Source organism: Arthrobacter paludis (genome assembly GCF_056782315.1).
Window position 1 is genome coordinate 107,399 of sequence record NZ_JBXAEW010000002.1, and the last position, 26,444, is coordinate 133,842.

The 26,444-nt window shown below is 74.9% G+C and carries 24 protein-coding genes; 14 read left to right on the plus strand and 10 right to left on the minus strand.

Annotation, left to right across the window (positions count from 1 at the left end; translation table 11 throughout):
* Positions 1 to 164 precede the first annotated feature (164 nt).
* The 4 genes from AC1Q5D_RS02015 (at position 165) to AC1Q5D_RS02030 (ending at position 4,255) form a co-directional block, all read left to right on the plus strand.
* Positions 165 to 1,613: a S1C family serine protease gene (locus AC1Q5D_RS02015; protein WP_481736886.1), complete on the plus strand. Its 1,449-nt coding sequence runs from the start codon at positions 165 to 167 to the stop codon at positions 1,611 to 1,613.
* Between the two features lie 120 nt (positions 1,614 to 1,733).
* Positions 1,734 to 2,540 carry an electron transfer flavoprotein subunit beta/FixA family protein gene (locus tag AC1Q5D_RS02020; RefSeq protein WP_481736887.1) on the plus strand — a complete coding sequence of 269 codons (807 nt, stop codon included), beginning with the start codon at positions 1,734 to 1,736 and terminating at the stop codon, positions 2,538 to 2,540.
* A 17-nt stretch (positions 2,541 to 2,557) separates the two neighbouring features.
* The gene (locus AC1Q5D_RS02025) at positions 2,558 to 3,496 is read left to right on the plus strand and encodes an electron transfer flavoprotein subunit alpha/FixB family protein (protein WP_481736888.1); all 939 of its coding nucleotides are present in this window, start codon (positions 2,558 to 2,560) and stop codon (positions 3,494 to 3,496) included.
* 3 nt (positions 3,497 to 3,499) lie between these two features.
* Positions 3,500 to 4,255: a PIG-L deacetylase family protein gene (locus AC1Q5D_RS02030; protein WP_481736889.1), complete on the plus strand. Its 756-nt coding sequence runs from the start codon at positions 3,500 to 3,502 to the stop codon at positions 4,253 to 4,255.
* Between the two features lie 84 nt (positions 4,256 to 4,339).
* On the opposite strand, the gene AC1Q5D_RS02035 is transcribed toward AC1Q5D_RS02030, so the two are convergent.
* The 3 genes from AC1Q5D_RS02035 to AC1Q5D_RS02045 form a co-directional block, all read right to left on the minus strand.
* A complete protein-coding gene (locus AC1Q5D_RS02035; RefSeq protein WP_481736890.1) occupies positions 4,340 to 4,885 on the minus strand; it encodes an anti-sigma factor in 546 nt (181 codons plus the stop codon).
* Between the two features lie 66 nt (positions 4,886 to 4,951).
* On the minus strand, positions 4,952 to 5,440 hold the full coding sequence (locus AC1Q5D_RS02040) for a tRNA (cytidine(34)-2'-O)-methyltransferase (RefSeq protein ID WP_481736891.1): 489 nt from the start codon (positions 5,438 to 5,440) through the stop codon (positions 4,952 to 4,954).
* Between the two features lie 53 nt (positions 5,441 to 5,493).
* On the minus strand, positions 5,494 to 6,423 hold the full coding sequence (locus tag AC1Q5D_RS02045; protein ID WP_481736892.1) for a J domain-containing protein: 930 nt from the start codon (positions 6,421 to 6,423) through the stop codon (positions 5,494 to 5,496).
* A gap of 368 nt (positions 6,424 to 6,791) precedes the next feature.
* Between AC1Q5D_RS02045 and AC1Q5D_RS02050 the strand changes: the two genes are divergently transcribed.
* Positions 6,792 to 9,080: an HNH endonuclease signature motif containing protein gene (locus tag AC1Q5D_RS02050; protein WP_481736893.1), complete on the plus strand. Its 2,289-nt coding sequence runs from the start codon at positions 6,792 to 6,794 to the stop codon at positions 9,078 to 9,080.
* A gap of 105 nt (positions 9,081 to 9,185) precedes the next feature.
* On the opposite strand, the gene AC1Q5D_RS02055 is transcribed toward AC1Q5D_RS02050, so the two are convergent.
* Positions 9,186 to 9,941, minus strand: coding sequence for a pyrimidine reductase family protein (locus AC1Q5D_RS02055; protein ID WP_481736894.1), 756 nt, complete (start codon positions 9,939 to 9,941; stop codon positions 9,186 to 9,188).
* A 9-nt stretch (positions 9,942 to 9,950) separates the two neighbouring features.
* Positions 9,951 to 10,913, minus strand: a complete 963-nt coding sequence (gene folP, locus AC1Q5D_RS02060; RefSeq protein ID WP_481737054.1) for a dihydropteroate synthase — start codon at positions 10,911 to 10,913, stop codon at positions 9,951 to 9,953.
* 81 nt (positions 10,914 to 10,994) lie between these two features.
* Here folP and AC1Q5D_RS02065 point away from each other — a divergent pair, with 81 nt between their 5' ends.
* The 6 genes from AC1Q5D_RS02065 to AC1Q5D_RS02090 are packed head-to-tail and all read left to right on the plus strand — an operon-like array spanning position 10,995 to position 16,812.
* Positions 10,995 to 11,849 (plus strand): hypothetical protein, encoded by an 855-nt coding sequence (locus AC1Q5D_RS02065; RefSeq protein WP_481736895.1) that lies wholly within the window; start codon positions 10,995 to 10,997, stop codon positions 11,847 to 11,849.
* Positions 11,850 to 11,903: 54 nt separating this feature from the next.
* Complete coding sequence (locus tag AC1Q5D_RS02070) at positions 11,904 to 13,157, plus strand: cysteine desulfurase family protein (protein ID WP_481736896.1); 1,254 nt, start codon at positions 11,904 to 11,906, stop codon at positions 13,155 to 13,157.
* Complete coding sequence (gene mnmA / locus AC1Q5D_RS02075) at positions 13,154 to 14,272, plus strand: tRNA 2-thiouridine(34) synthase MnmA (protein WP_481736897.1); 1,119 nt, start codon at positions 13,154 to 13,156, stop codon at positions 14,270 to 14,272. The genes AC1Q5D_RS02070 and mnmA overlap by 4 nt, the downstream gene beginning before the upstream one ends.
* The gene (locus AC1Q5D_RS02080; protein ID WP_481736898.1) at positions 14,269 to 15,303 is read left to right on the plus strand and encodes a CPBP family intramembrane glutamic endopeptidase; all 1,035 of its coding nucleotides are present in this window, start codon (positions 14,269 to 14,271) and stop codon (positions 15,301 to 15,303) included. The genes mnmA and AC1Q5D_RS02080 overlap by 4 nt, the downstream gene beginning before the upstream one ends.
* 22 nt (positions 15,304 to 15,325) lie before the next feature.
* On the plus strand, positions 15,326 to 15,712 hold the full coding sequence (locus tag AC1Q5D_RS02085; protein ID WP_481736899.1) for a chorismate mutase: 387 nt from the start codon (positions 15,326 to 15,328) through the stop codon (positions 15,710 to 15,712).
* Positions 15,713 to 15,768: 56 nt separating this feature from the next.
* Positions 15,769 to 16,812, plus strand: coding sequence for a uroporphyrinogen decarboxylase/cobalamine-independent methonine synthase family protein (locus tag AC1Q5D_RS02090; protein WP_481736900.1), 1,044 nt, complete (start codon positions 15,769 to 15,771; stop codon positions 16,810 to 16,812).
* A gap of 5 nt (positions 16,813 to 16,817) precedes the next feature.
* Here AC1Q5D_RS02090 and AC1Q5D_RS02095 read toward each other — a convergent pair whose 3' ends face one another.
* From AC1Q5D_RS02095 to AC1Q5D_RS02115, 5 genes are read right to left on the minus strand one after another with little or no spacing between them, the layout of a single operon-like run.
* A complete protein-coding gene (locus tag AC1Q5D_RS02095) occupies positions 16,818 to 18,110 on the minus strand; it encodes a DUF58 domain-containing protein (protein WP_481736901.1) in 1,293 nt (430 codons plus the stop codon).
* Positions 18,111 to 18,116: 6 nt separating this feature from the next.
* On the minus strand, positions 18,117 to 19,088 hold the full coding sequence (locus AC1Q5D_RS02100) for an AAA family ATPase (RefSeq protein WP_481736902.1): 972 nt from the start codon (positions 19,086 to 19,088) through the stop codon (positions 18,117 to 18,119).
* Positions 19,085 to 20,260, minus strand: a complete 1,176-nt coding sequence (locus AC1Q5D_RS02105; RefSeq protein WP_481736903.1) for a DUF4350 domain-containing protein — start codon at positions 20,258 to 20,260, stop codon at positions 19,085 to 19,087. The genes AC1Q5D_RS02100 and AC1Q5D_RS02105 overlap by 4 nt, the downstream gene beginning before the upstream one ends.
* Complete coding sequence (locus AC1Q5D_RS02110; RefSeq protein WP_481736904.1) at positions 20,257 to 20,931, minus strand: DUF4129 domain-containing protein; 675 nt, start codon at positions 20,929 to 20,931, stop codon at positions 20,257 to 20,259. The genes AC1Q5D_RS02105 and AC1Q5D_RS02110 overlap by 4 nt, the downstream gene beginning before the upstream one ends.
* Complete coding sequence (locus AC1Q5D_RS02115; RefSeq protein WP_481736905.1) at positions 20,928 to 22,103, minus strand: DUF7847 domain-containing protein; 1,176 nt, start codon at positions 22,101 to 22,103, stop codon at positions 20,928 to 20,930. The genes AC1Q5D_RS02110 and AC1Q5D_RS02115 overlap by 4 nt, the downstream gene beginning before the upstream one ends.
* A gap of 170 nt (positions 22,104 to 22,273) precedes the next feature.
* Between AC1Q5D_RS02115 and mtrA the strand changes: the two genes are divergently transcribed.
* The 3 genes from mtrA to AC1Q5D_RS02130 are packed head-to-tail and all read left to right on the plus strand — an operon-like array spanning position 22,274 to position 26,422.
* Complete coding sequence (mtrA, locus tag AC1Q5D_RS02120) at positions 22,274 to 22,951, plus strand: MtrAB system response regulator MtrA (RefSeq protein WP_481736906.1); 678 nt, start codon at positions 22,274 to 22,276, stop codon at positions 22,949 to 22,951.
* An 8-nt stretch (positions 22,952 to 22,959) separates the two neighbouring features.
* The gene (mtrB, locus tag AC1Q5D_RS02125; RefSeq protein WP_481736907.1) at positions 22,960 to 24,714 is read left to right on the plus strand and encodes an MtrAB system histidine kinase MtrB; all 1,755 of its coding nucleotides are present in this window, start codon (positions 22,960 to 22,962) and stop codon (positions 24,712 to 24,714) included.
* Complete coding sequence (locus tag AC1Q5D_RS02130; RefSeq protein WP_481736908.1) at positions 24,707 to 26,422, plus strand: LpqB family beta-propeller domain-containing protein; 1,716 nt, start codon at positions 24,707 to 24,709, stop codon at positions 26,420 to 26,422. The genes mtrB and AC1Q5D_RS02130 overlap by 8 nt, the downstream gene beginning before the upstream one ends.
* The last annotated feature ends 22 nt before the right edge of the window (positions 26,423 to 26,444 follow it).

Genomic DNA, 26,444 nt, shown 5'->3' on the forward strand with positions numbered 1-26,444 from the left:
TGATGCCCGATTCTAGGGGTGGCCCCGGGGGGCGTCCACCGGATCCGCCCGTTCCCGGGCGCGTTCGGGCCATTCACAGGTGGCGCCCAGCTAAACCTGTCGTGGAACATAGTCCGGCTTGCCATAGTGGGACCCAGGCATTTCCCGAGAAAGGACAGCAGGCGATGAGCGACCAGCACGAAAACCAGCCCGGTGCCACACCGCACGACGGCGGCACGGGCGGGCCGGACGTGCCGCCGCGGCCGCAGAACCCGCCGCAGCGTCCCGCCGGCGATCCCACGACCCGCTTCCCGGCCGCGGAGCAGCACACGGCACAGTACCCGCCCTACGGCCAGCACTACGGAGAGCAGCACTCGGCGTACGGAGCCCAGGGGCAGCCGGCGGCCTTTGGCCCCGTGGCCCCCGAGCGGCGGCGGGACCGCCGCACGTTCGGGGCCCCCGTCCTGGTCGCCGGGATGCTCGCGGCGGCCCTCGTGGGCGGCGGCGCGGCCATCGGCGCCGACTACCTGATCGACGGCGGTGCGGAGCCCGTGGTGTCGCAGACCGCCGGCAGCACCGAGGGCCTCGTCATCAACAACCCCGAGAACGTCACGGCCGTGACGGCCGCCGCCGCGAAGGCCTCGCCCTCCGTGGTCACCATCGAGGTCTCCGACGGCCGCGGCAGCGGCTCCGGCTCCGGGGTGATCCTCGACCCCGAGGGCCACATCCTGACCAACACCCACGTCGTGACCATGGGCGGCGCTTCCGGCGACGCGAACGTCACCGTGCGCACGGCCGACGGCGGCGTGCACCAGGCGAGCATCGTCGGCACGGATCCGCTCTCCGACTTGGCCGTCATCAAGATCGACGCCCAGAACCTGACGCCCATCGAGACCGGCACCTCGGGCGAGCTCAACGTCGGCGACCCGGTCGTCGCCATCGGCGCGCCCCTCGGCCTGTCCGGGACGGTGACGGACGGCATCGTCTCGACGCTGAACCGGACGATCTCCGTCGCGTCGTCCGCCGTACCCGAGACCCCGACCGAGGGCCAGGACGGCGGCGGGAGCGGCGGCGACCGGTTCAACTTCGAGTTCCCCGGCCAGGAGAACCAGTCGGGACAGGGCAGCATCTTCCTCAACGTCATCCAGACGGACGCCGCCATCAACCACGGCAACTCGGGCGGCGCGCTCGTGGACATCAACGGCAGACTCATCGGCATCAACGTCGCCATCGCCTCGCCCAGCGAAGAGAGTGGCAGCATCGGTGTCGGCTTCGCGATTCCGATCGACTACGCGCAGCGCATCGCCCAGGACCTCATCGAGGACGGGTCCGCGTCCCACGGCCTGCTGGGGGTCACGGTCCAGGCGCAGTCCCCGGACATCGGCAACCAGCGGTCGTCGTTCAGCGTCGGGGCGGTCGTCCGCGAGGTCGTCCCGGACTCGCCCGCCGACCGCGCCGGGCTCCAACGCGGCGACGTCATCACCGGCGTCGACGGGCGGCCCATCGGGGACAGCAAGTCCCTGACGGCGGCGGTGCGCGAGCACGCGGCCGGCGCCAAGGCCGAGCTCACCGTCGAACGCGACGGCCAGGAGCGCCAGGTCGACGTGACGGTCGGCGAATCCACCGGGAACTAGTCGATCCCGGCCGCGCGGGCTACAGTTAGTGGGTATTAACTGAAATCCCGCGGGCCGGGCGGCTAGAGTGGTCAACGGCCCAGCCGGGCCGCCCACGTTTCCCCGGTGGAAAGGCGATCAATGAGCGATCCGTTGAAGGTCCTCGTCCTGGTCAAGCACGTCCCCGACGCCCAGTTCGAGCGCCACCTCACCGGACCCGGCCACACGATGGACCGGTCCGAGAGCATCCTGTCCGAACTCGACGAGTACGCGGTCGAGGCAGCCCTGCAGCTCATCGAGTCCCAGGGCGGCCCGAAGGCCGGGCACACGGTCACGGCCCTGACCATGGGCGGCGACGCCGCCGTCGCGGCCGTCAAGAAGTCGCTCCAGATGGGGGCCACGGACGGCGTGCACCTCAACGACCCGGCCCTCGCCGGCTCCGACGCCGCGGCCACGTCCCGCGCGCTCGCCGCCGCCGTCGCCCACCTCGGCGGGTTCGACCTCATCGTCACCGGCATGTCCTCCACGGATGGAGAGACCTCGATCGTGCCCGCGCAGCTGGCCGAGCGGCTCGGCCTGCCGCAGCTGACCCTCGTCTCCACCCTGGCGCTCGGCACGGACGGGACCGTGACCGGCCGCCGCGACGGCGACGACGCGTCCCTCACCGTCTCGGCTCCGCTGCCGGCCATCGCCTCGGTCACGGACCAGTTCGACGAGCCCCGCTACCCGAACTTCAAGGGCATCATCGCGGCCAAGAAGAAGAAGATCTCCACGCTGACGCTGGCGGACATCGGGCTCGGCCCCGTGGACGTGGGCCCCTCGGGCTCCTGGACCGAGGTCGTCGACGCCCAGGCGCGCCCGGCGCGCGAGGGCGGGACCGTCATCACCGACAGCGGCGACGCCGGCGTCAAGCTGGTGGACTTCCTCGCCGACCGCAAGCTGCTCTAGGACCCGGGAGGACCACCATGGCCACGATCCTCGTCTACATCGACCACCCCTCGGCGGAGCCGGGCAAGGCCCAGCGCGAGCTGCTGGCCCACGCGGCCCGCCTCGGCACGCCCGCCGCCGTCGCCGCCTCCCCGGTGGACGACGCGGCCCTGGCGGCGCTCGGCGCCCTCGGCGCCACCGAGGTCCACGCCCCGGAAACCGACCTGACCGGGGCCCTCGTCGCGGGACCGGCCGCCGCCGTCGCCGCCGCCGCCCGCGCCACGGGCGCCGCCGCGGTGCTGCTGCCGAACACGGGGGACGGCAAGGAAATCGCCGCCCGCGTGGGCCTCAAGCTCGACTCGGGCGTCATCACCGACGCCGTCGCGGTCGACGGCGACCTCACCGTGGAGAAGTCGGTTCTCGCCGGCTCCCACACCACCCGGGCCCGCGCCGCGGGGACCCCGGTGATCACGGTCAAGCCGAACACCACCGAGCCCGCCGAGGCGGGGGAGGGGACGGCCGCGCGCGTACTGCTCGACGCCGGCGAGGTCGGACCGGCCGCCACGGTCACCGGGCGCGAGGCCAAGCCCGCCACCGGGCGCCCGGACCTGCAGGCCGCGCGCGTCGTCGTCGCCGGCGGGCGCGGGGTCGACGGCGACTTCGCCGCCGTCGAGGAGCTCGCCGACGCGCTGGGCGCCGCCGTCGGCGCGTCCCGCGCCGCCACGGACGCCGGGTGGATCGGCCACGACTACCAGGTCGGGCAGACCGGCAAGACGATCTCCCCGCAGCTGTACATCGGCGCGGGCATCTCCGGCGCCGTCCAGCACCGGGCGGGCATGCAGACGGCGCAGACCATCATCGCCATCAACAGCGACCCGGACGCGCCGATCTTCGAGCTGGCCGACCTCGGCATCGTCGGGGACCTGCGCGAGATCCTGCCCCAGGCCGCGGCGGAGATCCGCCGCCGCCAGGCCTAGCCGGTGGCGCGCTTCGATCCCGCGTCCGAGCGGGTGGACCGGGTCCTGTGCTTCGCGGCCCACCCCGACGACCTCGACTTCGGGGCCGCGGGCACGGTCGCGGCCTGGACGGCCGCCGGGATCCACGTCGAGTACTGCATCATGACCGACGGCGACGCCGGCGGCTTCGACCCGGCCCACCGCGAGCGCATCGTCGAGATGCGCCACGACGAGCAGCGGCAGGCCGCGAAGACCGTCGGCGTCGGGACCGTGCACTTCCTCGGGCAGCGGGACGGCTTCCTGGAGCCCTCCCACGAGGTGGTCCGCGAGGTCGTGGCGCTCATCCGCCGGGTGCGCCCCGACGTCGTCCTCGCCATGCACCCCGAGCGCGACTGGGAGCGCCTGCAACGCTCCCATCCCGACCACCTCGCCTGCGGCGAGGCGGTGGTGCGCGCCGCGTACCCGGCGGTCGAGAACCCCTACGCGTACCCCGAGCTCGCGGCCGAGGGCCTCGAGGCATTCCGGCTGCGCTGGCTCTGGCTCTATGGCGGCCCGGAGGAGCGGGAGAACCACTGGGTGGACATCACCGAGACGTTCGGCGCCAAGGTCGAGGCGTTGCGGCACCACCTGAGCCAGCACCCGGACGTGGACCGCATGGAGGCCTACGTCAGGGCGAACCTGGCGGCCAAGGCCGCCTCCGCCGGATTCGGCCAGGGGCGTCTGGCCGAGGCGTTCCACACGGTCGAGGTCAACGCCGCGGACACGATCGCCGGCTTCTAGGGGGCACCGGACGCAGCACGCGCCGCCGGCATGGGCCGACAGCGCGTCGACGGGAGCCGGCCGGGGCGGCCGGCCGGGGCGGCGCTACTCCGTCTCGGGCAGGGGGATGCGCTCGACGGACTGCGCCGTCGGCTGCTCGGAACCCTCCGTGGGCTCGAGGGACAGGGCGAGGGTGGAGATGTCGTCCAGGGCGTGGAACCCGGCCTCGCCGGACGTCTCCCCGCGCTCGAGGAGCTCGAGCGAGGAGAACTCGCCGGTGCCCGTCCCGACGAGCCACAGCTGGTACGTCGAGCCCTCGGGGGCGGGCGGCAGCCCCTCCAGCGTCACGGCGCCGGCGTCGGCCGACGGGGACACGGCGACCGTGGCGGTTCCGCCGTCGGCCAGCTCCGTCGTGCGTTCGGCGCGGTCGGCGGCGTCCTCGACCTTGCCGATGTCGTCGCTGGGCCAGAAGAGGGAGGCGAGCCCGATCACCGCGGCGAGGACGACGGCGGCGGCCACGGCCGGGATCAGCCAGCGGCGCCCGGTCGGCCGTGCCTGGCCCGGCGACTCCGCGGACGCGTCGCGGACGAGGTCGAGTCCGAAGTCGTCGTCGGCGCCGTCGTGCGGATCGGAATGGCGGTGGGGGCTCATGATCACTTCCTCGGGGTGCGGGCGCCTCCAGCGTACGGGAGGGGGCTGTGCGGCGGTTGTGTACGGTCAGGGGGCGGGCGGGGAGCCCTTCGGCGCCGAGCCGGCGAAGCCGTGCTGCCGCCAGGCTTCGAAGACCGCGATGGACGCGGAGTTGGCGAGGTTCAGGGAGCGGCGCCCGGCTTGCATGGGCAGGCGGACGCGGGCCGTGACGCGGGGGTCCGACTTCGCCTCGTCGGACAGCCCGACCGATTCGCGCCCGAACATCAGGACGTCCCCGGGTTCGTACGCGATGTCCGTGTAGAGGCTTTCGCCGTCGGACGTGAACGCGAACACCCGGGCGGGCATCAGCGCCGCCCAGGCGGCGTCGCGGTCGGGGTGGACGGTGACGACGGCGAGGTCGTGGTAGTCCAGGCCGGCGCGGCGCAGGTGGGCGTCGTCGAAGTTGAAGCCGAGCGGCTCGACCAGGTGCAGCTCCGCGCCGGTGATGGCGGCCAGGCGGATGGCGTTGCCCGTGTTGCCGGGGATCTCCGGGGAGTCGAACAGGATGCGGAACACGGAGACCATCCTAGTCGGCGTGGGGTCGGGGGATGGGGCGGCGCGCGCCCGGGTCAGTACATTCCGCCGAGCAGCCGCCCGAGCAGGGGGACGTCGACAATGTTCGGCGCGGGCCCGGTGCCCAGAAACAGCTTCAGCTCCCGGACCAGGTTGATGGCGTTGACGACGTTCACTGGCGCGGACGAGGACGGTTCGGCCCCGCGGGCGTAGTCGATCACCGGCTCGTGCAGGCTCCCGTCCGGGGAGTGGATCACGGTCCAGCCGGTCACGTTGACCTCCGGGAACAGGTCCTGCATGCCGCGGACGGCGGGGGCCAGCCGCGGGGGCTGGATGGGCTTGCCGTCGCGGCGCAGCACGTCCCCGTCCCACCGGTAGACGCCCTTGGGCAGCAGCATCGAGTCGACCAGGGCCAGCCGGTATCCCGCCAGCACGGCGTGGTCCAGGAAGCCGCGGTCGACGGGCGAGTGCAGGCCGTTGACGAGCCGGGCGGCCGGCAGGACGTCCAGGATGTGGCCGGCGATCAGTTGGACGGTCCTGGCTTCGCGCGCCAGCCGGGCCTGGGCCGTGAAGAGGCCGCGCTTGCGCGGGGCGCCATGGATCCGTTGCCCCGCCGTCGCCCGGTCCAGGACCGGCACCGAGCCCTCCTCGAAGGGCGGGATGTAGCGGGGAGGATCCGTCGCCCGGGGCCGGCGCTCGCCGGGGCGGACGCGGAAGTCCTCGGCGGAGGCACGGCGCGCGGTGGCCCCGTCGTCGTCCGACCTGCGGTAGGCGGAGGTGCCGCCGTAGCTGCGGTCGTAGGCGGCCCGCGCGGCGGGATCGGACAGGGTCTCGTACGCGAGGTGGACGAGACGGAAGCGCGAGGCGTCGCCGCCGTGGTCGGGGTGCGTGGCGCGCGCGGCGCGGCGGTACGCCGCCTTGATCTCGGCCGGGCCGGCGCTTCGTGGCACGCCGAGCACCTCGTAGTGGGTCTGCTCCTGCGCCACGTACGCCCTTCCTCGTGTTTGGTGTCCCGCCGAACGGTCGCTCCCCGGGACTGCTCCCCCCGCAGCGGCCCCGGGCCCGCGCCTGCCGGGACAGGGGCCGCACCCGGACTGCCCCCACCGGAATCAACGCGGGGGCGTGGACGCGCGTTCCCCGGGCCGCGCATTCGGCCCGGGCTCGGCTGGCGGGGTGCCGGTCAAGCCCACCGATCCTATCGCCGACGGCGGTCGCGGTGCTGGCGGCGGGAGCGCCGCCTGCCCCAGGTGTCCCGGTCCTCCGCACCCGAGAGACGTTGCTGTGTTCGATGGTAGTTATCCCCATTCGCAGTGGTGTTCCCAAAATGTCGGGGGGAACGGGGAGAATCGGAGGCATGGGACAGGGACACGAGGTCGTGCGGATCCAGGGCTGGGAGCTGGTGCGGTTGGGCTCCCCGGTCTCGGCCGAGGCACGGCTGGAGTGGGCCGAGGCCTTGCGCCGGTGGGCCCAGTCCGAGTTCAACGAGGCCCTGGTGGGAGTGCGGGCCGCGGGGGAGGAGCGGGCCGAGGAGCTGCTGGCCTCGGATGTGCTGCCGAGTGAGGGGATGGTCCGCTCCCGCGCGTCGGGCAAGGTCTTGACCTACGGCGGGGAGCAGTCGGCGGCCCAGGTCGTGGCGCAGGTGGTCCAGGTCTCCCCGGACAGCGCGATCAGGCTGATGCGCGAGGTGTGCGCGGCCCTCTCGGACTGCCCGGAGGTGAACGCCGAGCTGGCCGCGGGGCGGTTGGGGATCGGGCACGCCCAAACGATCATGGCCCACGTGCGCCGGATCGAGCCCCGGCCCGTGGTCGTGGATCCGGACGCGGGTCTGGACCCCGTGGAGGTCGAAGTGTCCAAGGCCGCGGCGGCCGCCCGGGAGGGCGCGGACGTGGCGGCGGCGCGGAACCGGCTGGGGCGGGCGCTGTTGGCCTTCGCGTCCGGGAAGGCGCCCGGGCAGACGGCCGGCAAGGCCCGGGAGTTGCTCGAGCGCTACGATCCCGAGTCCTTCGGCAAGCGCAAGGACAAGGCCGTCAAGGACCGGTTCATCGCGTTCAGCCCGGCAGGGAACGGGATGTCGCGGTTCGAGGGGCTGCTCGAGTCCGGCAAGGCTGCCGCGATCGCCCGCAAGCTCGACGCCCACGCCGAGGCGCTGCTGAAGCACCCCACGGATGAGGACGACGACCGCGGCGACCATGGCGAGGGCGCAAGTGAGACGGGCGCTGGCGACGGTCCGGCCGACGCCACGGGTTCCGGCCCCGGGACCGGCGGGACCGGCGGAGATGACGGGTGCACCGGCGGAGAGGCCGGGTGCGTGGAATCGCGGACGAAGGCGCAGATCCGGGTGGACGTATTCACGGACACGCTGCTGGCCGGGGCGCACGGTTCGGGGCTGGGTGGGATCCGGCCCGAGGTGCTGATCACGATCCCGTCCACCGTCCTGCCCGGCACCCCGGGCAACCACACGAGCCAAGGCCCCTATGCCGCGGACCCCCAGGCCGCCGACAGGGACCAGAGCGACAGTCCCTCCGACGGGGATCAGAGCGCCGGTCCCGCCGCCGGCGGCGCGGAGGGCGAGGGGTCGCGGGATTGGCTGCCGGCGGTGGAGCTGGTGCCCGGGGCGGCCTTGCCGCAGGTCGAGGGGTTCGGCGCCGTCGGAATGGACGAGGCGGCGGCGTTCATGGACGCGGCCTCCTGCTGGACCCGCATGGTGGTGGACCCGGTCCGGCAGGAGGTGCTGGCCATGGGCCGGCGCTCGTACCGGCCGAACCGGGCCCAGCGCCGGGCGGTGCGCCTGCGCCACCCGGTCTGTTCGAATCCGGGGTGCACGCGGCGGGCGGCCGAGCCGGACCATGCCGTCGAGTGGCAACACGGCGGCGCGACGGACCTGGCCAACCTCGAGGGCCTGTGCAAACGGTGCCACCGGCTGAAGTCCGTGGGCCTGCTCGAGACCGAGCTGCACCCCGACGGATCGGTCACGGTGACCACGATCCTGGGCACCAGCGCGACCGGGACCCCGGCCCCGCTGTGGGACACCGGTCCCGCGGAGGACCCTGCCGGACCGGGGAGGCCCTATCCGCGCGGTTCCGAGGACCTCCCCGGCGCCCGCTGTGAACCGCTCGAGCTGTCCCCAACCCTGGTCGAGGCCCTGATGCCCGAGCCGCCCGGGGAGGAGCCGGAGCCGTTCGCCGAGGGGCTGCCGCCCGACCCCGGGCCCGACCTGGAGTCCACGGCCGCGGCGTCCGACGCCTGGCTGGCACGCCTGCCCGTTGGCGCCGACGGACGCGTGGAGCCCCCGACCGACTGGGACGACGCGGACGATGCCCACGCCCTGCCGGGGACGGCGGTGCCGGGGGAGGAGCCGCCGCCGCGCGGGCTGTCGTTCGTGGAGGAGTGGGCGGCAGAGGCGGCCCTGTCCGAGGACTACGCTCCCGACTCGCCGCCCGCGGGGCCCGGTCGGGCACGGCGCGGGCGCGGCCGCAGGCGGCCGAGGCCCCCGCGTCTGGGGACCCGCGGCCCCCGTCCCAGCATCCCGCCGACGGCCGCGCCCAGCGGCAGCGGTCCCGCTGTCCGGGAGTCGGGGCGTCCGCGCCCGTGGACGGCCGTCGGGCAGGAACCGTACGACCCCAACGACATCCCGCCGTTCTGAACGGCCCCCGCCCACGGAGGAACGGCGAGGGGTGGCGGAGGGGCCTGGAGGGATGGCGGACCGGCGTGGCGTCCGGGCCCTCGGGGACAGTGGCGCGCGGCCGCGTCAGCCCCCGCTGGATCCGTTGCGGCGGTAGTCGAGGAAGAGCGCGCCCTCGGACTCGAGCAGGAGGTTGAGGCGCATCTGCCGCAGTTCGTGTTCGTGCTCGCCTGTGGCGATCCGGATCGAGTTCCCGCCCGCCAGCAGGGGGGAGACGGACAGGCACAGGGAATCGACCGCGTCGGCGTCCTGGAAGGTCGCGAACAAGGTGGGCCCGCCCTCCGAGTGGATGACCCGATGGCCGCGCTGGGCCAGTTCCCCGACCGCGGCGGCCGGTTCGACCACCGACTCGCCACACACCACGATGTCCGCATGGGGAGCCAGCGCCTCGCGCCGGCTCTCCGGCGCGTCCGCCGATGTCAGGAGGACCGGCCGGACGGGCGCCTTCCGGATGAAGGCGCCGCCGGGGTCGATGTCCAAGGCACCGGAGACCACGGCGACCCCCGGGTGCTCCGCCATCCGGTGCTCCCTCCGCCAGACCCGGTCCGCGTCTCCGACCAGGGGGCCGTCGTAGCCCTCTGCCCGGACGGTGCCGGCCCCGACCAGCACGACATCCGCGTGGCGCCGGAGCAGCATGAACAGGCGCTTGTCGGCCTCCGTGCCGAGGTCGCCCGAGACGCCGCCGTGCGTTGCGGCGCCGTCGGCCGTGGTGACGAAGTTGAACCTGACCCAGGGGCGGTCGCCCGACGGCGGCGCGTAGAGCCGCAGCAGGTCCTCGTCGTCGAGGTCCTCGGCGGCAGCGGGCAGCAGTTGGCGGATCACGTTCTCCTCCTAGGCCGGATCGGCGGGCAGGGCATCGACGGCCACCGCGGGGAGCGCGGTCCGTTCCGGGTGGGCGGGCGCGTTGACCTCGCCCATGTTGTGCTCCAGGCGTGCCGGCTCGCGCCAGCCCATGGCGGCCTCGAGCAGCCGCACGGCGGACCAGGCCTCGGGGACGTTGTGCATCCTGACGATCCGGGCCCCGTTCATGATGCACATCGTGGCCGCCGCCAGGGACCCGGCCGTGCGCTCGCGCTTGGGCAAGTCCAGGGTCTCGCCGATGAAGTCCTTGTTCGAGACCGCTGCCAGCGACGGGTAGCCCAGCGCCGCGATCTCGTCGAACCGCCGTGTCAGCTCCAGCGTGTGCAGCGTGTTCTTGTTCAGGTCGTGGCCCGGGTCGACGATGATCTTCTCCGCCGGGACGCCGAGGCCACGGGCCAGCCGCACGCGGTCGACCAGGTACTCGGCCACGTCCGCGACGACGTCGACGTACTGGGGCCGGGGGAACACGGTGCGGGGTGCCGCCCGCGAGTGCGTGACGACGAGGTGCACCCCGTGCCGTGCGACCACCCGCCCCAGCTCGGGGTCGCTCAATCCCGTCGTGTCGTTGACGACGTCGGCACCGGCCAGGATGGCGGCCTCGGCCACGTCGGGCAGGAACGTGTCCGCGGAAACGATCGCGTCGGTCCGCGCGCGCACCGCCTCGATCACGGGGACCACGCGCTCGGCCTCGGCCTCCCACGGGACGGCCGGCCCGGGCGCGAACGGAACCCCGCCGATGTCCAGCCAGTCCGCTCCGGCGTCGACCGCGCGCAGGCACGCGTCCACCGCGGCCTGGAACCCGTAGGTCGCCCCGCCGTCGTAGAAGCTGTCCGGCGTGCGGTTGATGATGGCCATGAGCAGGACCTGCCGCGAGAAGTCGACGGTGCGGTGCCCAAACCGGTGCACCGGATGCGACAGCTGGGGGAGGTACATGGTCACGGGGGACTCCTTCCGGCGGTATCACCATTCATACCAGTAACGCCCGTCCCGCCGGGGTGGCCGTAGGGTGGTGGCATGGCACTGCAATTCGCCGGGCCGGAGCCCGGCCGATGGATGACCGACGCCCTGGCCGGGCCGCTGTCCGACCCCGAGACCGCGCGGACCGCAGCCGGCCAGGTGCCGCCCGGGTTCGAGGCCTGCGCGCGCGTCTTCCACCCGGCCCTCGACCCCGAGGGACGGACCGTGCGGTGGGCCGACGCCGCCGCCGCACAGGGGACGCGCCTCCACGCCGAGGCCCAGTTCGCCTCCATCTCCGGCCTCGACGAATCCGGCATGCCGTGGCACGAGGACGCGTGGGAGGGCGACCCGCCGGACTCCCACGGCCTGCCGCAACCGGACCTGGCGGCCCTGGCCCGGATCCTCGCCGCACACACGGGCACCCCGGACCGGATCCACCTGGCCCTCTGGGACGGCTACGCCTTCATCCACGGAGGAGACGCCGTCGAGCTCCTCGGGGAGGCCGGCGCCGGCGACGCGGACGCCGAAGCGCTGCGCGAGCTCCGGGAGGAGGCCAAGAGGCCGGCCTTCGGCCCGGAGGTCCTGAACGCCGAGCGGCTGGGGCTCGGACCCTCCGGCCACCGCTCCTACTACGTGTTCTCCGGCACCAGCGAGGACCTGGCCCACCCCCTGTGGAAGCGGGGCGGCGCCTCCGAGGAGCGGCAGGCCCCGAACCTGGCGTGGCCCGCCGACCGCGCCTGGTTCCTGTCGACGGAGCTCTACGAGGACAGCACCCTCGTCGGCGGCAGCGCGGAACTCGTCCGCGCCATCACGGGCAGCCCGGACCTCGAGGCCCGCGCCGTGTCCCTGGAAGCCCGGCTGGACGCCGACGGCGACCGCATCAATCCGCGGCCCTCCCCTCCGGGCGCCTGACCGGCCGGAACACTGCCGGACCGGTCCGCGCCGCCGGCCGGTAGAATGGTGGAGATGCCCGCGAACACCCCCGTCTACGTGGACCACGCGGCGACCACGCCGATCGCGGCGCCCGCGCTCGACGCCCTGGTCCGCGAGCTGCCCCTGACCGGAAACCCGTCCTCGCTGCACGGGGCGGGCCGCCGTGCCCACCGCACCGTCGAGGAGGCCCGCGAGCGCCTCGCCGCCGCCGCGGGCGCCCACCCCACCGAGGTCGTCCTGACGTCCGGCGGCACCGAGGCGGACAACCTCGCCGTCAAGGGGCTCTACTGGGCCCGGACGGCGCAGGACCCCGCCCGCCGGCGCATCCTGGTCCCCGCCATCGAGCACCACGCCGTCCTCGACACGGTCGAGTGGCTCGCCGTCCACGAGGGCGCCGAGCCCGAGTGGCTGCCCGTCGACCCGACGGGCCGGCTCGACCCCGAGACCGTCCGCGCCGCCATCGAGCGGGACCCGGGCACCGTGGCGCTGGTCGCCTGCATGTGGGCCAACAACGAGGTCGGCACCGTCCAACCCGTGGCCAGGATCGCCGCCGTCGCGGCCGGGCACGGCATCCCCACCCACTCCGACGCCGTCCAGGCGTTCGGCGCGGTCCCCGTCGACTTCGCCGCCTCCGGCCTGGCGACCATGGCCGTCAGCGGGCACAAGCTCGGCGGGCCCGTCGGCATCGGCGCGCTGTTCGTGCGCCGCGACACGGCGCCCGTCCCCGTCCTGCACGGCGGGGGGCACGAGCGCGGGCTGCGCTCCGGCACCCTCAACGCCCCCGCCGCCGCGGCGTTCGCCGCGGCCGCCGAGGCCGCCGTCGCCCACCTGCCCGGGGAGGCGGCCCGCCTGGCGGGGCTGCGCGACGCGCTCGTCGCCGGGATCCGCGCGGCCGTCCCCGAGGCGCGCCTGTCCGGCCCCGAGCCCGGGGAGGACGACGGCGGCGCCCCCACGCGGCTGCCCGGCAACGCCCACTTCACGTTCCCGGGGTGCGAGGGCGACTCCCTGCTGTTCGTCCTGGACATGCTCGGCGTCCAGTCCTCGACGGGCTCCGCCTGCACGGCCGGGGTCCCGCGCCCCAGCCACGTCCTGCTCGCCATGGGCTACACGGAGGACGAGGCCCGCGGCGCCCAGCGCTTCACGCTCGGCCACCCGTCCACGGCCGCCGACGTCGAGGCCGTGGTCGCCGCCGTGCCCGAGGCCTACGCCCGCGCCCTGAAGGCGGGCATGGCCGGGCGGCCCACGTCCATCGGCACCGCATCCACATCAACGGAGGGAAGAGCATGAGGGTCCTGGCGGCCATGAGCGGCGGCGTCGATTCCGCCGTCGCGGCGGCGCGCGCCGTCGAGGCCGGGCACGACGTCGTCGGCGTCCACCTGGCGCTGAACCGCATGCCCGGCACGCTGCGCACCGGCAGCCGCGGCTGCTGCACCGTCGAGGACTCCAACGACGCCTGGCGCGCGTGCGACGTCCTCGGCATCCCGTACTACGTCTGGGACTTCTCCGAGCGGTTCAAGGAGGACGTCGTCGACGACTTCATCGCCGAGTACGAGGCCGGCCGCACCCCCAACCCGTGCATGCGCTGCAACGAGAAGATCAAGTTCGCGGCCCTGCTCGAGAAGGCCCTCGCCCTGGGCTTCGACGCGGTGTGCACGGGGCACTACGCGAAGGTGGTCGAGGACGCCGACGGCAACCGCGAGCTCCACCGCGCCGCCGACTGGGCCAAGGACCAGTCGTACGTGCTCGGCGTGCTGACCCACGAGCAGCTGCGCCACGCGATCTTCCCCCTCGCCGACACCCCCTCGAAGGCCGAGGTCCGGGCCGAGGCCGAACGGCGGGGCCTGTCCGTGGCCAACAAGCCGGACAGCCACGACATCTGCTTCATCCCCGACGGCGACACGCGCGGCTGGCTGGCCGAGCGGATCGACATGGAGGACGGGGCGATCGTGGACCACGAGGGCCGCGACGTCGGCACGCATCCGGGCGCCAACGCGTTCACGGTCGGCCAGCGCAAGGGACTGAAGATCGGCCATCCCGCCCCGGACGGCAAGCCGCGCTTCGTCCTGGAGATCCGACCCAAGGAGAACAAGGTCGTCGTCGGCCCCCGCGAACTGCTCGCCGTCGACCGGCTCACCGGCATCCGCACGAGCTGGGCCGGGGAGCCGCTGCCGGCCGCCATGGCGGGCGAGGACTTCCCGTGCACCGTCCAGGTCCGCGCCCACGCCGACCCCGTGCCGGCGACCGCCCGGGTGGCTGACGGCGGGCTCGTCGTCGACCTCGCCGAGCCGCTGCGCGGCGTGGCCCCGGGCCAGACCATGGTGCTCTACTCCGGCACGCGCGTGCTCGGCCAGGCCACGATCGACACGGCGCGCAGCCGCGACTGGGACCCCGCGTCCGTATGAGTGGGACGCGCCGCCGCACCGTCGCCGTCGGCGCGTTCATCCTCATCGCCTACGGGCTCGCCTGGCTCATCGCCCTGCCGCTGTGGCTCGGCGACGGCCTCGCCGACCCCTGGTTCCCGGCCTACGCGCTCGCGACCATGGCCACCCCGGCGGTGGCCGCGCTCGCCGTCACCCGCTGGGTCGAGCGTCCCGCGCGCGGCGCGGGGGAGTCCGACGGCGGCGCGTCCGACGCGGGGATGGCCGCCGGCGACCCCCGGGGCCGCGGCATCGCCCGCCGCCTCGGCCTGGTTCCGCTCCGTCCCTTCGGCCCGCTGGCGGCGTTCCTCGGCGCGGCCCTCCTGCTGCCGGTGCTGCTGGTCGTCGGCGGCCTGCTCATCGGCGCCCTGGCCGGCGTCTACCCGGCCGACTTCGCCGGGCTTTCCGCGTACCGCGCCGTGCTCGAGCGCCAGACCGCGCAGCTCGGCGTCGAGCTGCCGGCCATCCCGACGGCAGGGCTCATCGCCGCCCAGGCCCTCAACATCCTGCTGGGCGCCCTCGTCAACACGGTGCCGGCCCTGGGCGAGGAGCTGGGTTGGCGCGGCTGGCTGGTGCCCCGGCTGCGTCCCCTGGGGACCCTGCCGATGGTCCTGGTCTCCGGGGTGGCCTGGGGGCTCTGGCACGCGCCGCTGGTCCTGCTCGGCTACAACTACGGCCAGATTCCGGGGTGGCTCGCCCTGGCCGCCATGTGCGCGATGACCACGGTGTTCGGCGCCGTGTTCGCGTGGCTGCGCGAGGCCTCCGCCAGCGTCTGGCCGGCCGCGCTGGCGCACGGGGCGCTCAACGCGTGCGCCGGCCTGGCCCTGTTCTTCGCCGCGCCCGGCCCACTGCACCCGCTGCACGTCGCCCCCCTCGGCTGGACCGGCTGGATCCTGCCCGCCCTGCTCGCGGTGGCCCTCTACGCGGCGGGGCGCGGACTGCGCCGCAGTCCGGCGCCCCCCGGGGCCCGCCGCGGCCCCTCCGTAACAGACGGCGGGCACGGCCGCCTCCACTAGGGGCTTCAATAGACTGGTCGGCATGAGCGAGCCGAGCCAGCCCCCGACCGCGCCCGACTACGACCCCGAAGCCAGCTCGCTGTCGGGCCACGTGGACCCGGCCGTCATGGCGGAGCTGCTCTCCGTCCGCGGAAGCATCGACAACATCGACGCGACGCTGGTCTACCTGCTCGCCGAACGCTTCAAGTGCACCCAGCGCGTGGGCCACCTCAAGGCGGCCCACCGCCTGCCGCCCGCCGATCCGGGGCGCGAGGCGGCCCAGATCGAACGGCTGCGCCGCCTCGCCGAGGACGCCCAGCTGGACCCGGCGTTCGCCGAGAAGTTCCTGAACTTCATCATCAGCGAGGTCATCCGCCACCACCAGGCGATCTCCGAGACCCACACCGCGAACGGGGGCGAAGCGTCCTGACCGCCGCACCCTCCCGCCCCCGGGACGGGTCCGTCCGCGCCACGGCGCACGGGCCCATGCCGGGCACGGACCCCCTCGAGGCCACGCACGTGCTCCGCGGCGAGCTGGGCTCCCCGCACCTGCCCCCGCTCGCGCAGCTGCCCGCCCGTGGCGTCGGCTCCGACGCCCTCGGCCGCACGGCGGCCATGCTCGAGGAGCTGTACGTCGACGCGGTCCCGCACGGGTGGCGGCTCGCCGACCGGCCCGGCCGGGACCACCGCCGCGCCGCGTCCGCCCTCGCGACGGACCTGGGCGTCACGGCGGACGCCATTGGCGCCGAGGAGTCGCCCGGGACCGAACTGAAGCTCCAGCTGCGCGGGCCGTTGTCGCTGGCCGCGGGCCTCTGGCTGCGCAACGGGGAACGCGCCCTCTCCGACGCCGGCGCGCGCCGGGACCTCGCGGAGTCCCTCGCGGCCGGGGCCGCCCGGCACGTGGCCGATGCCCGCCGCGCCACCACGCTCGGGGACGTCACGGTCGCCGTGGAGGAGCCCGACCTGGCCGCCGTCCTGGCCGGACAGGTCCCCACCGCCAGCGGCTACCGCACGCTGCGCTCCGTGCCCCGGCACGAGGCGACCCAAGCGTGGCGCGCGCTCGCCGAGGCGCTCCGCGCGGCCGGGGCGGCCGCCGTCGTGCTCCTGCCGGGCACCGCGGCGCTGCCGGACCCCGCGGACGACGCGCGCGGCCGCCGCCCCGCCCGCGTCCCGGGGTGTGTGCGCGAGGTCTTCGACGACGCCGTCGCGGCCGGGTTCGACGGCGTGGGCGTGCCCACCGCCGCGCTCGACATCGCCGGCTGGGAGCGGTGCGCCGCCCTCGTCGAGCAGGACCGCCAGCTGTGGCTGGGGGTCCTCGAGTCCGACCGCGAGCCGCCCGGCACCGTCGCCGCCGTCGAATCGCTCCTGCGTCCCTGGCGCCAGCTCGGTCTGACCGGCGCCGACCTCGGGGCCCTGACCCTGCTGCCGCGCGACGGCTTCGACGACGCCGCCCCGGCCACGGCCCGCGCCGTGCTGGGCCGGCTCACGGACGCGGCCTCCGCCCTGAACGAGGTCCGCGCGGAGGCCTGAGCCCGCTACAGCCGCCCGGTCGCCTTCAGCCGGATGTACGTGTCCGCCAAGGCCGGCGGCAGCTCGAGCGGAGTCTCGTCGACGACCTCCACGCCCATCGAGCGCAGCTGCTCCTTGAGGGCGTCGCGGCGCTGCAGCGACCGCTCCGCGGCGGCCGCGCGGTAGACCGCGGCCGCGTCCGCCAGGTCGTGGCGGCGCGCGTCCAGGGCCGGATCCCGCACCGCGGCCAGCACGACCACGTGGCGGGCCGCCAGCTCCGGCAGGACCGGCAGCAGCCCCTCCTCCACGGCGCCCGAGTCCAGGGCCGTCAGCAGCACCACGAGCGAGCGCTGGCGGCTGATCGCGTGCACCTGCCCGGGCACCTTGGACCAGTCCGCCTCGATCAGCTCCGGCTCCAGCGCCGCCATCGACTCCACCAGGGAGGCCAGCAGGCTGCCCTTGGCCACGGACTCGACCCGCGCCCGCACGCGCCGGTCGAACGCGATGAAATCCACCCGGTCGCCGCCCCGCTCCGCCAGGACGGCCAGCAGCAGGGCGGCCTCCATGCCGGTGTCCAGGCGTGGCTCGTCGCCGATCCGGGCCGCCGACGTGCGCGAGGTGTCCAGGACGACGACCACGCGGCGGTCCCGCTCCGGCCGCCACGTGCGCACCACCGTATGCTGGCGGCGGGCCGTCGCCCGCCAGTCGATCGAGCGGACGTCGTCGCCGCGCACGTAGTCGCGCAGCGAGTCGAATTCCGTGCCGGCGCCGCGGACCTGGACCGCCGTGCGCCCGTCCAGTTCGCGCAGCCGCTGCAGTTTCGAGGGCAGGTGCCGCTTGGCGTGGAACGGGGGCAGCACGCGCACCACGCCCGGCGCGGGGCGGGTCAACTGGCGGTGCGCCAGACCCAGCGGCCCCGTGCTGCGCACCGTCGCGTGGTGCACGTGCACGGCCCCGCGCCGGCGGGGGACCAGCACCGTCCGGAACTCGCGCCGCTCGCCGGCCGGGACGTCGAGCCCGAACCGCGCGGTGCGGGCCCCGGCGGAGGGCTGCCAGCCCTCGCGGAGGCTGCCGCGGATCCGCCGCCCGGTGGGATTGCGGACCAGGAGCGCCGCCGTCGTCTCCTCGCCCAGCCGCACGGCGCGCGGCAGGCGCCGCTCGAGGACCAGCGGCCGCGGCGACGGCGCCGCCAGCGCGTCCCCCACGGCCAGCAGGGCCAGCACGCACGCCACGAGGGCCACCGTCCCGGCGGACGGGAACAGCACGACCGGCACCAGTCCGGCCGCGAACAGCCACGCGAAGCGCGGGGTCAGCGCCACGGCCGGCTACCGCGGGACCGGGACGGTCGCCAGGATCGACTGCAGCACGTGGTCCACGGACACCCCGTCCATCTGCGCCTCCGGCCGCAGGGCCACCCGGTGGCGCAGGCACGGCAGGGTGAGGACCTTGACGTCGTCGGGCGCCACGAAGTCCCGGCCGGAGAGCCATGCCCACGCCCGGGAGGCGTTCAGCAGCGCCGTCGCCCCGCGCGGCGAGACGCCCAGCTGGAAGCTCGGCGCCGCCCGCGTGGCCCGCACGATGTCGACGATGTAGCCGGCGACCTCGTCCGAGATCATCACGCGGGCCACGTCCGCCCGGGCCGCGGCCAGGTCCGCGGCCGTCGCCACGGCCCGCACGCCGGCCGCGCCCAGGTCCCGCGGGTCGAACCCGGCGCCGTGCCGGCGCAGGATCTCGATCTCGTCGTCCCGGGCCGGCAGGTCCAGCGTCAGCTTGAGCAGGAACCGGTCCAGCTGGGCCTCCGGCAGGGGGTAGGTGCCCTCGTACTCGACCGGGTTCTGGGTCGCGGCGACGATGAAGGGCTCGGGCAGCGGCCGGGTCACCCCGTCCGCGCTGACCTGGCGCTCCTCCATCGCCTCCAGCAGCGACGCCTGGGTCTTCGGCGGCGTGCGGTTGATCTCGTCCGCCAGCAGGATGTTCGTGAAGACCGGGCCCTCGCGGAAGCTGAACGACGCGGTGTTCTGGTCGTAGACGAGCGAGCCCGTCACGTCGCCGGGCATCAGGTCCGGCGTGAACTGGACCCGCTTCGTGTCCAGGTCCAGCGCGGCGGAGAGCGTGCGCACCAGCAGCGTCTTGGCGACGCCGGGCACGCCCTCGAGCAGCACGTGGCCGCGCGAGAGCAGCGCGATGAGCAGGCCGGTGACCGTGGGCTCCTGTCCGACGACGGCCTTCGCCACCTCGGCGCGGACGTTGAGCAGCGCCTGCCGCGCGGCGGTGGTCTCTGCGGTGTGCTGGTTCACGGGATTCCGATCTCCTTCTCGAGGGTGTGCAGGTCGTTGGCCCACGCGACGAGCGCGGCCTCCGTCCGGATCCCGGACGCGTCGAACATCCGCGCCAGCTCCCGCCCGGGCCGGGACGAGGAGCGGGCCAGGGTGGCCACGACGGCGGACGCCGAGGCGCCCGGGCCGAGGCGCAGGTGGGCGGCGATGCGGGACAGCGACGCCGACCGCAGGGCCGCGGCCGCGGCCGCCGTGTCGCCGGAGGCCTGGTAGAGCCGCGCACGCCCCTCCGCGGTTTCGGCGGCCGGCACGATGACGGGCAGCGGCTCGACGACGAGCGGGCCGTCCCGCCGGGCCCGCCACAGGACGGCGACGAGCCCGGTCAGCAGCGCCCACCCGACCGCCGGGCCGAACCAGTCCGGCAGCAGCTCCAGCGGCGAGCCGGGCACGGCGGACGGGACGAGGTCCGCCGTGGTCGGCTGGTACCACACCAGGGTCGGCTCCGCGCCGAGGGACCAGAGGGCCAGGGCGGGGTGGCCGGCGTCGAGCACGGACCCGTTGGCGAGCATCGCCGCGTTGCCCAGCACCGTCGTTGTGCCCTCCACGGCGTAGCCGTACGCCTGGCCTCCCGCCGTGCGGTAGGGGTAGCAGCCGGTCTCGGCGCGGTAGATGTGCCCGCCGGAGGCTGCGGTCGTCGCCTCCGCGGCGACCGGTGCCGGGCAGGCCGCGTCGAGGCGCGCTGGCGCGCCCTCGGGGGCGACGCCGGCGGGCCGGACGGCGTCCGTGAACGCGCGCAGCTGCGCGAAGCCGGGTTCCACGAGGACCGTGCGGCCACCCGTTCCGGCCAGGCGCTCCAACTGGCCGCTCCCGAGGATCGACGTCGGGTCGTGCAGCAGCAGCGTCGCCCGGCCGGCGCCGGCCGCGGCCACGGCGTCGTCCAGCCGCTCGGCGACGACGACGCGGACGCCCTGGCGCTCCAGGACGCGCACCACCGCCTGGGCGCCCTCCGGGGCGGGGTTCGCCGGCCCCAGCGGGCGGGAGTCGCGGTCGCCGGCCAGGGCCGTGACCGCCAGCGCCCCCAGCGCGACGGCGGCGGCGAGCCACACCCAGAAGCGGGACGCGCGCCAGCGCCGGCGGACGGCCCGGGAGGCCGGCTCCGCCGTCGCGACCGGCTGGACCCTTTCGGCCCTCACCGCGGCACCGCCCAACCGGCCGCGGCGGCTCCCTCGCCCGCGGGCGCCGCCGCAGCGAGTTCCGCGTCGAGTGCGGCCATCCGGCGCGCGTCGTCGCCCGAGGCCGCGTGGTGGCCGTAGTGGACCGCGTTGAAGAGCCTGGCCGCCGCGTCCAGGGCGTCGGCGTGGTCCGGGAACGCCGCCGCCAGCGCGTAGGCGGCCTCGAACGCGGTCCGGCCGGGCTGCTCGTCCAGGAGCGTACGCTCCTCCGCCGACCGGACGAGGGCGCGGAAGCGTCCGAGCGAGGCCTCCGCCCAGTCCCCGGCGGCCGCGGCGGCCTCGGCCCGGCGGCGGTAGTCCGCGGACGAGATGCCGGTCTCCAGCCCGACCGGGGGACGCTCGGGGGCGGGGTGGCGGCGGAGTAGCCGGCGGCGGGCCACCCAGGCGAGCGCGGCGGCCGCGGCCAGGCCAGCCAGGACCAGGACGGCCGTGCCCAGGTTCGGGTGGATGGCCTCCAACCCGGCCAGCCACTCGAGGAACGCGTCGCGCACGTCGCGCAGGAACGCCAGCACGGGGCTGGGCAGAGCCTGCGCGTACTCGCCGCGCGCCAGCTCGCGGGCCAGCTCGCCGCGGGCCTCGTCGGCGGACGGCTCGTAGGCGGACGCCGGCGGGGCGGCGGGGCGCGGGGTCACTGCGGCCGGTGCCCCGGCGCCGGGAGGCCGGGAATGCCGGTGTCCGCCCCGAAGTCGGCCTCGGACAGCAGGACGAGGTCGAAGCCCTCCCGCCGGATCCGCAGGTCCAGGTAGAGCAGGCCGGAGACGCAGCAGAAATAGGCGTACGCGATGCCCCCGATGAGCGCGGCGAACGCCGTCAGCCCCATGGACAGGTTCACCAGCAGGTGGGTGAGCCCCTCCGGGTCGGAGGGGTCGACGAGGCCCCCGGCGAGGCCCAGGGCGAAGGAGAGGGGCGTCGTCGCCACGTTCACCGCGAAGCCGACGATCACGTACGTCAGCAGCAGGATCCCGAAGACGCGCCACCAGCTGCCTCCGGTCAGGCGCCACGAGCGGCCGAGGCCGGCGAACGCGCCGACGCCCTCGGCGACCATGGCGTGCGCGGCCAGGGACAGGCGGACCACGAAGAACAGGGCGGCGATCCCGACCGCGGCCGTGCCGGCCAGGCCGAGGGTGACGCCGACGACGGCGTCGCCGGTGGCGATGGCCGCGATGACGATCACGACGTCGAGGACCAGGACGACCAGGGTCGCCGCGATCCAGAGCAGGCCCAGCCCCAGCAGTGCGCCGAGGCGGGGGCGGGCCAGGGCCAGCCCCTCGCCGAAGCGGGTGGGGCGGGCGACGGCGGCGCGCAGGACGGGCACCGTCACGGCGCCCTGGACGAAGGCCACGGCGGCCGAGGAGAGCAGCGTCGCACCCAAGACGCCCCCGACGAACAGCAGCAGCGACCCGCCGAACTCCTCCAGTTCGGGCTCCACGCCGGCCATGGCCTCGGGGGAGAAGAGGACCCCCATGAACGGCGCGCTGGCCAGGGCCATGACCACGCCGAGTGCGACCTGGACCAGCACGGACAGCCCGAGCGTGGCCCCGGCGTTGCGGCGGACTGTCTGGAAGCCGCCGTCGAGGAGCGCGCCGAGGCCGAGCGGGCGAAGCGGCACGGTGCCCGGCTTGCGCGGCGGAACGTAGCCGGCTCCGGGGCGTCCCGCCCCCGGCGGGCCCCAGCCGGCCTGCGGCGCGGGCTGGCCCGGGGCGGGCGGCTGCTGCCAGCCCTGCGGCGGCTGGTGCCACCCCCGGGACTGCGGCCCGGGCCACGTTTCCGATGGCGGATGCCAGCCGCCCGACGAATCGCTCATGGAACTCGTTCCCCCCTTGTCGTCCTGCTGGGTCCAGCCTATGCGGTCGGACCGCGAAACCGGGGCGTGGCATGGGCGCGGCCGGGCCGCGGGAGGCCGCCCGGAACGTATAGTGGTGGGGGAGGAGATTCGAAGGGGGTCCGGCCCCCGCGCGCCGTGAGAGGGGTTCCATGAAGGCACGCGTACTGGTGGTCGACGACGACGAGGCACTGGCCGAGATGATCGGCATTGTGCTGCGCAACGACGACTTCGAACCGGTGTTCGTCCACGACGGAGCCCAGGCCCTGGACATGTTCCGCACCGTGAAGCCGGATCTGGTCCTGCTGGACCTGATGCTGCCCGGCATGGACGGCATCGAGGTGTGCCGCCACATCCGGGCCGAGGCCGACGTGCCCATCGTGATGCTCACGGCGAAGTCCGACACCGCCGACGTGGTGCGCGGCCTCGAGTCCGGCGCCGACGACTACGTCCCCAAGCCCTTCAAGCCCGCCGAGCTGATCGCCCGCGTCCGGGCCCGGCTGCGTCCGGGGGAGAAGCACGCCCCCGAGACCCTCAAGGTCGCCGACCTGACCATCGACGTCGCCGGCCACTCCGTGAGCCGGGGCAACGAGAAGATCGCTTTGACCCCCCTCGAGTTCGACCTGCTGGTTGCCCTGGCCCGCAAGCCGTGGCAGGTGTTCAGCCGCGAACTGCTGCTCGAGCAGGTCTGGGGCTACCGCCACGCCGCCGACACGCGGCTGGTCAACGTGCACGTGCAGCGCCTGCGCTCGAAGGTTGAGCGCGACCCCGAGAACCCCGAGGTGGTCCTCACCGTCCGCGGTGTCGGCTACAAGGCGGGGCAGGGCTGAGCGGCACCATGTCCGGGCTGGGCGGAACCGGGGCCGCCCTCGCCGCACGCCTGCGGGGACCGGCCCGCACCGTGGTCCGCTGGTGGGAGCGCTTCTGGGGCCTCTGGCGGAGGTCGCTGCAGCTGCGCACCACCGTCACCACGATGGCGCTGTCCGCCATCGCGTTGGCGGCCACGGGCCTGTTCCTGTCGCAGCAGATCGCCGAGGGGCTGTTCGACGAGCGGTTCCGTCAGGTGGAGAGCGAATCCGTCCGCGGCCTCAACCAGGCCAAGTCCACGTTCGAGTCCGCCGCCACCACCGACCGCTCCAGCACCGTGGCCTTCGTCAACGACTCCCTCAAGCTGCTCCAGGGCGACGGCGCCACCGTCCAGCGCGACTTCGTGCTCACGCCCCTGCCCAGCTCCGAGAACATCTACGTCACCAACACGGCCAGCGGCGGGCTCACCACGAGCGTGATCCCGTCCGGGCTGTCCAACGCGGTCCGCGAGGGGACCGGCATCTACTGGCAGTCCATCGCCTACCCGAAGGTCGACGGCGACGTGCCCGGCCTCGCGTTCGGCACCCGCGTCTCGCTGCCGCCCGGCCGCGAGTACGGCCTCTACCTCGTCTACGACCTGTCCTCGGTCCAGCAGTCCCTCGACTTCATCCAGGGCGTCATGGGGCTGGGCGGACTCGTCCTGCTCGCCGTGATGGGCGCCATCGCGTGGTGGACCACCCGACTCGTGGTCAGGCCCGTGTCCCACGCCGCCCAGGCGTCCGAGCGGCTCGCCGAGGGCCACCTGCACGAGCGCATGACCGTCCGCGGCGAGGACGAGATCGCCCGGCTGGGCACGTCCTTCAACCGGATGGCCGCCAACCTCCAGGACCAGATCACGCAGCTGGCCACGCTGTCGCAGATGCAGCAGCGGTTCGTCTCCGACGTCTCCCACGAGCTGCGCACGCCCCTGACCACCGTCCGGATGGCCGCCGAGGTCCTCCACGACGCCCGTGAGGAGTTCGACCCCATCAACCGGCGCTCCGCCGAGCTGCTCTACAACCAGGTGGAGCGGTTCCAGAACCTGCTGAACGACCTGCTGGAGATCTCCCGCTTCGACGCCGGCGTCGCCGCCCTCGACGTCGAGGCGGCGGACCTCACCGCCGTCGTGCGCCGGGTCGTCGAGACCGCGGGCCCGCACGCGCGGACCGCCGGCATCGAGCTGCGCGTCCACGCGCCCGACGAGCCGTGCCGCGTCGACATGGACCCGCGGCGGATCGAGCGCGTCGTGCGCAACCTCGTGATGAACGCGGTCGAGCACGGCGAGGGCCGCCCCATCGACATCACCGTCGGCGGCGATGAGCACGCCGTCGCCGTCACCGTCCGCGACCACGGGATCGGCATGACGCCCCAGGACGCGGCCCGGGTCTTCGACAGGTTCTGGCGCGCCGACCCCGCGCGTGCGCGCACGACGGGCGGCAGCGGCCTGGGCCTGTCCATCGCGACCGAGGACACCCGCCTGCACGGCGGCTGGCTCCAGGCCTGGGGCGAAAAGGGCAACGGCGCGTGCTTCCGCCTGACCCTGCCCCGCCGGGCCGGGGAACCGTTGGGGGCCTCCCCGCTGCCGTTGGCGGGCTCCCGGGCGCTGCCCGCCGCCGGCGCCCCCGCGGCCCTGGACACCGCCGTCGCCCCGCCCCCGCAGGCCGCCCCGCCCCAGGACGCCGCGCCGGCCCCGGCGGCGGCGCAGGGAGGCGCCACCGACCCGGGGGAGGGGGACCGCGATGCGTAGCCGCACCCTGGCCCGCCGCCTCGCCCTGCTGCTGGCCGCGCTCCTGGTCCTCGCCGTCTCCGGTTGCGCCTCCCTGCCCATCGCCGGCCCCGTGGGCACGAGCGCCCCCGAGGCGTCCGGCGACAACGAGTTCGACTACGCCTTCAGCCCGCCGGGGCCCGAGGAGGGCGCGACGCCGCGGCAGATCATCGAGGGCTTCCTCCTGGCCGGGATCGCCCCGCAGGACGACTACAACACCGCCCGCGAATACCTGACCCCCGAATTGGCCCGCGAGTGGCAGGCGACCAGCCGCACGCTCGTCTACGACTCCGAGCCCAACGTCGTCGGCAACACCGGGGAGGGCCGCTACACCGTGGAGCTCGCGGTCACGGCATCCATCGACGGACACGGCATCATGAGCCGGAAGGGGGAACCGCAGACCGAGTCGATCCCGCTGACGCTCGAGCGGGTCGAGAACGAGTGGCGGATCGCCTCCGTGCCCGACGGCACGATCGTCGAGCAGGGCAACTTCGACGTCCTGTTCTCCGCCTACCCTTTGTACTTCTACGACTCCACGTACGCGTACGGGGTCCCGGACTACCGCTGGTACGCCAGCCGGCCCGGCCTGGCCGCCACCGTGGTCGAGTCGATGCTCGCCGGCCCCGCCCCGTACCTGCGCAACGCCGTGTTCAGCGCGTTCCCGGAGGGGGCCGGCCTGTCCCGCCCGGCCGTGCCCGTCGACGACCGGCACGCCACCGTGGACCTCGAGGAGTCCACGTTCATCGACGCCACGGAACTCGCCCGCCAGCGGATGCTGCAGCAGCTGCGCCTGACCCTGAACGGGGTCTCCGACATCGACACCGTCACCATGACCGTCAACCAGCGGCCCGTCAGCCTCGGCACCGTCTCGCCCGACTTCGAGCAGGCGCAGATCGACCCGGGCGTGCCCAACACGCAGATCGCCATCAACGAGGCGGACCAACTCGTGTACTACCAGGGCGACGGCGTCGTCCCCGTCGGCGGGGTGCCCGACGTGTCCCACCTGCGGCCCAGCGCCCCGGCGATGGCCCCCGGGGGCAACCGGCTCGCGTTCCTGAGCGGGAACCGGGGACGGCTCTTCGGCGTCGGGGAGCGGGGCGAGGTCACGCAGCTCGCCTCGGGCCGGGCCCTGACCCGTCCGAGCATCGACCTGCACGGATGGACGTGGACCGCCACCGGGGGCGGCAGCACCCGCATCGCCTCCATCCCCGCGGACGGGGCCGGCTTCGGAGACGCGCGCGAGGTCGACGCGGGGTGGATGGCGGACGCCAGGGTCGAGTCGCTGCGGATCTCGCGCGACGGCGCCCGCGCGGCCGTCGTGGCCCGGGTCGGGGACGAGGCCGGCCTCTACATCACCGGCGTCATCCGCGACAGCGACGGCACGCCCCGCGGCTTCACGGATCCGCTGCGCCTGCCCGCGACGGTGGACGTCGGCCAAGCCGACTGGGCCTCGTCGAGCGCCGTGATCGCCATGCGCCCCGACGACGCGATGCCCGTGCGGGCCGAACGGATCGGGCTCGACGGCTCCAGCGAGGTGTTCCAGCCGCTGTTGGGGATGACCGGCCTGTCCGCCGGTCCCGGCGAGGGGCACACGGTCTACGCCGAGACGCCGGAGGGCGTCTACTCCAGGGTCTCCAACCTGTGGCGCCTCCAGGAGGGGCACGCGCACGACCTTGCCTATCCCGGCTGACCGGTTGTCCACCGCCCGGGCG

Bases quoted from the DNA above. Each gene is read 5' to 3' on its own strand.
- AC1Q5D_RS02050 (WP_481736893.1), top strand. From the start codon at position 6,792: ATGGGACAGGGACACGAGGTCGTGCGGATCCAGGGCTGGGAGCTGGTG.
- AC1Q5D_RS02025 (WP_481736888.1), top strand. From the start codon at position 2,558: ATGGCCACGATCCTCGTCTACATCGACCACCCCTCGGCGGAGCCGGGC.
- AC1Q5D_RS02080 (WP_481736898.1), top strand. From the start codon at position 14,269: ATGAGTGGGACGCGCCGCCGCACCGTCGCCGTCGGCGCGTTCATCCTC.
- AC1Q5D_RS02085 (WP_481736899.1), top strand. From the start codon at position 15,326: ATGAGCGAGCCGAGCCAGCCCCCGACCGCGCCCGACTACGACCCCGAA.
- AC1Q5D_RS02070 (WP_481736896.1), top strand. From the start codon at position 11,904: ATGCCCGCGAACACCCCCGTCTACGTGGACCACGCGGCGACCACGCCG.
- folP (WP_481737054.1), bottom strand. From the start codon at position 10,913: ATGTACCTCCCCCAGCTGTCGCATCCGGTGCACCGGTTTGGGCACCGC.
- AC1Q5D_RS02065 (WP_481736895.1), top strand. From the start codon at position 10,995: ATGGCACTGCAATTCGCCGGGCCGGAGCCCGGCCGATGGATGACCGAC.
- AC1Q5D_RS02090 (WP_481736900.1), top strand. From the start codon at position 15,769: ATGCCGGGCACGGACCCCCTCGAGGCCACGCACGTGCTCCGCGGCGAG.
- mtrB (WP_481736907.1), top strand. From the start codon at position 22,960: ATGTCCGGGCTGGGCGGAACCGGGGCCGCCCTCGCCGCACGCCTGCGG.
- AC1Q5D_RS02115 (WP_481736905.1), bottom strand. From the start codon at position 22,103: ATGAGCGATTCGTCGGGCGGCTGGCATCCGCCATCGGAAACGTGGCCC.
- AC1Q5D_RS02035 (WP_481736890.1), bottom strand. From the start codon at position 4,885: ATGAGCCCCCACCGCCATTCCGATCCGCACGACGGCGCCGACGACGAC.
- AC1Q5D_RS02020 (WP_481736887.1), top strand. From the start codon at position 1,734: ATGAGCGATCCGTTGAAGGTCCTCGTCCTGGTCAAGCACGTCCCCGAC.
- mnmA (WP_481736897.1), top strand. From the start codon at position 13,154: ATGAGGGTCCTGGCGGCCATGAGCGGCGGCGTCGATTCCGCCGTCGCG.
- mtrA (WP_481736906.1), top strand. From the start codon at position 22,274: ATGAAGGCACGCGTACTGGTGGTCGACGACGACGAGGCACTGGCCGAG.
- AC1Q5D_RS02015 (WP_481736886.1), top strand. From the start codon at position 165: ATGAGCGACCAGCACGAAAACCAGCCCGGTGCCACACCGCACGACGGC.
- AC1Q5D_RS02130 (WP_481736908.1), top strand. From the start codon at position 24,707: ATGCGTAGCCGCACCCTGGCCCGCCGCCTCGCCCTGCTGCTGGCCGCG.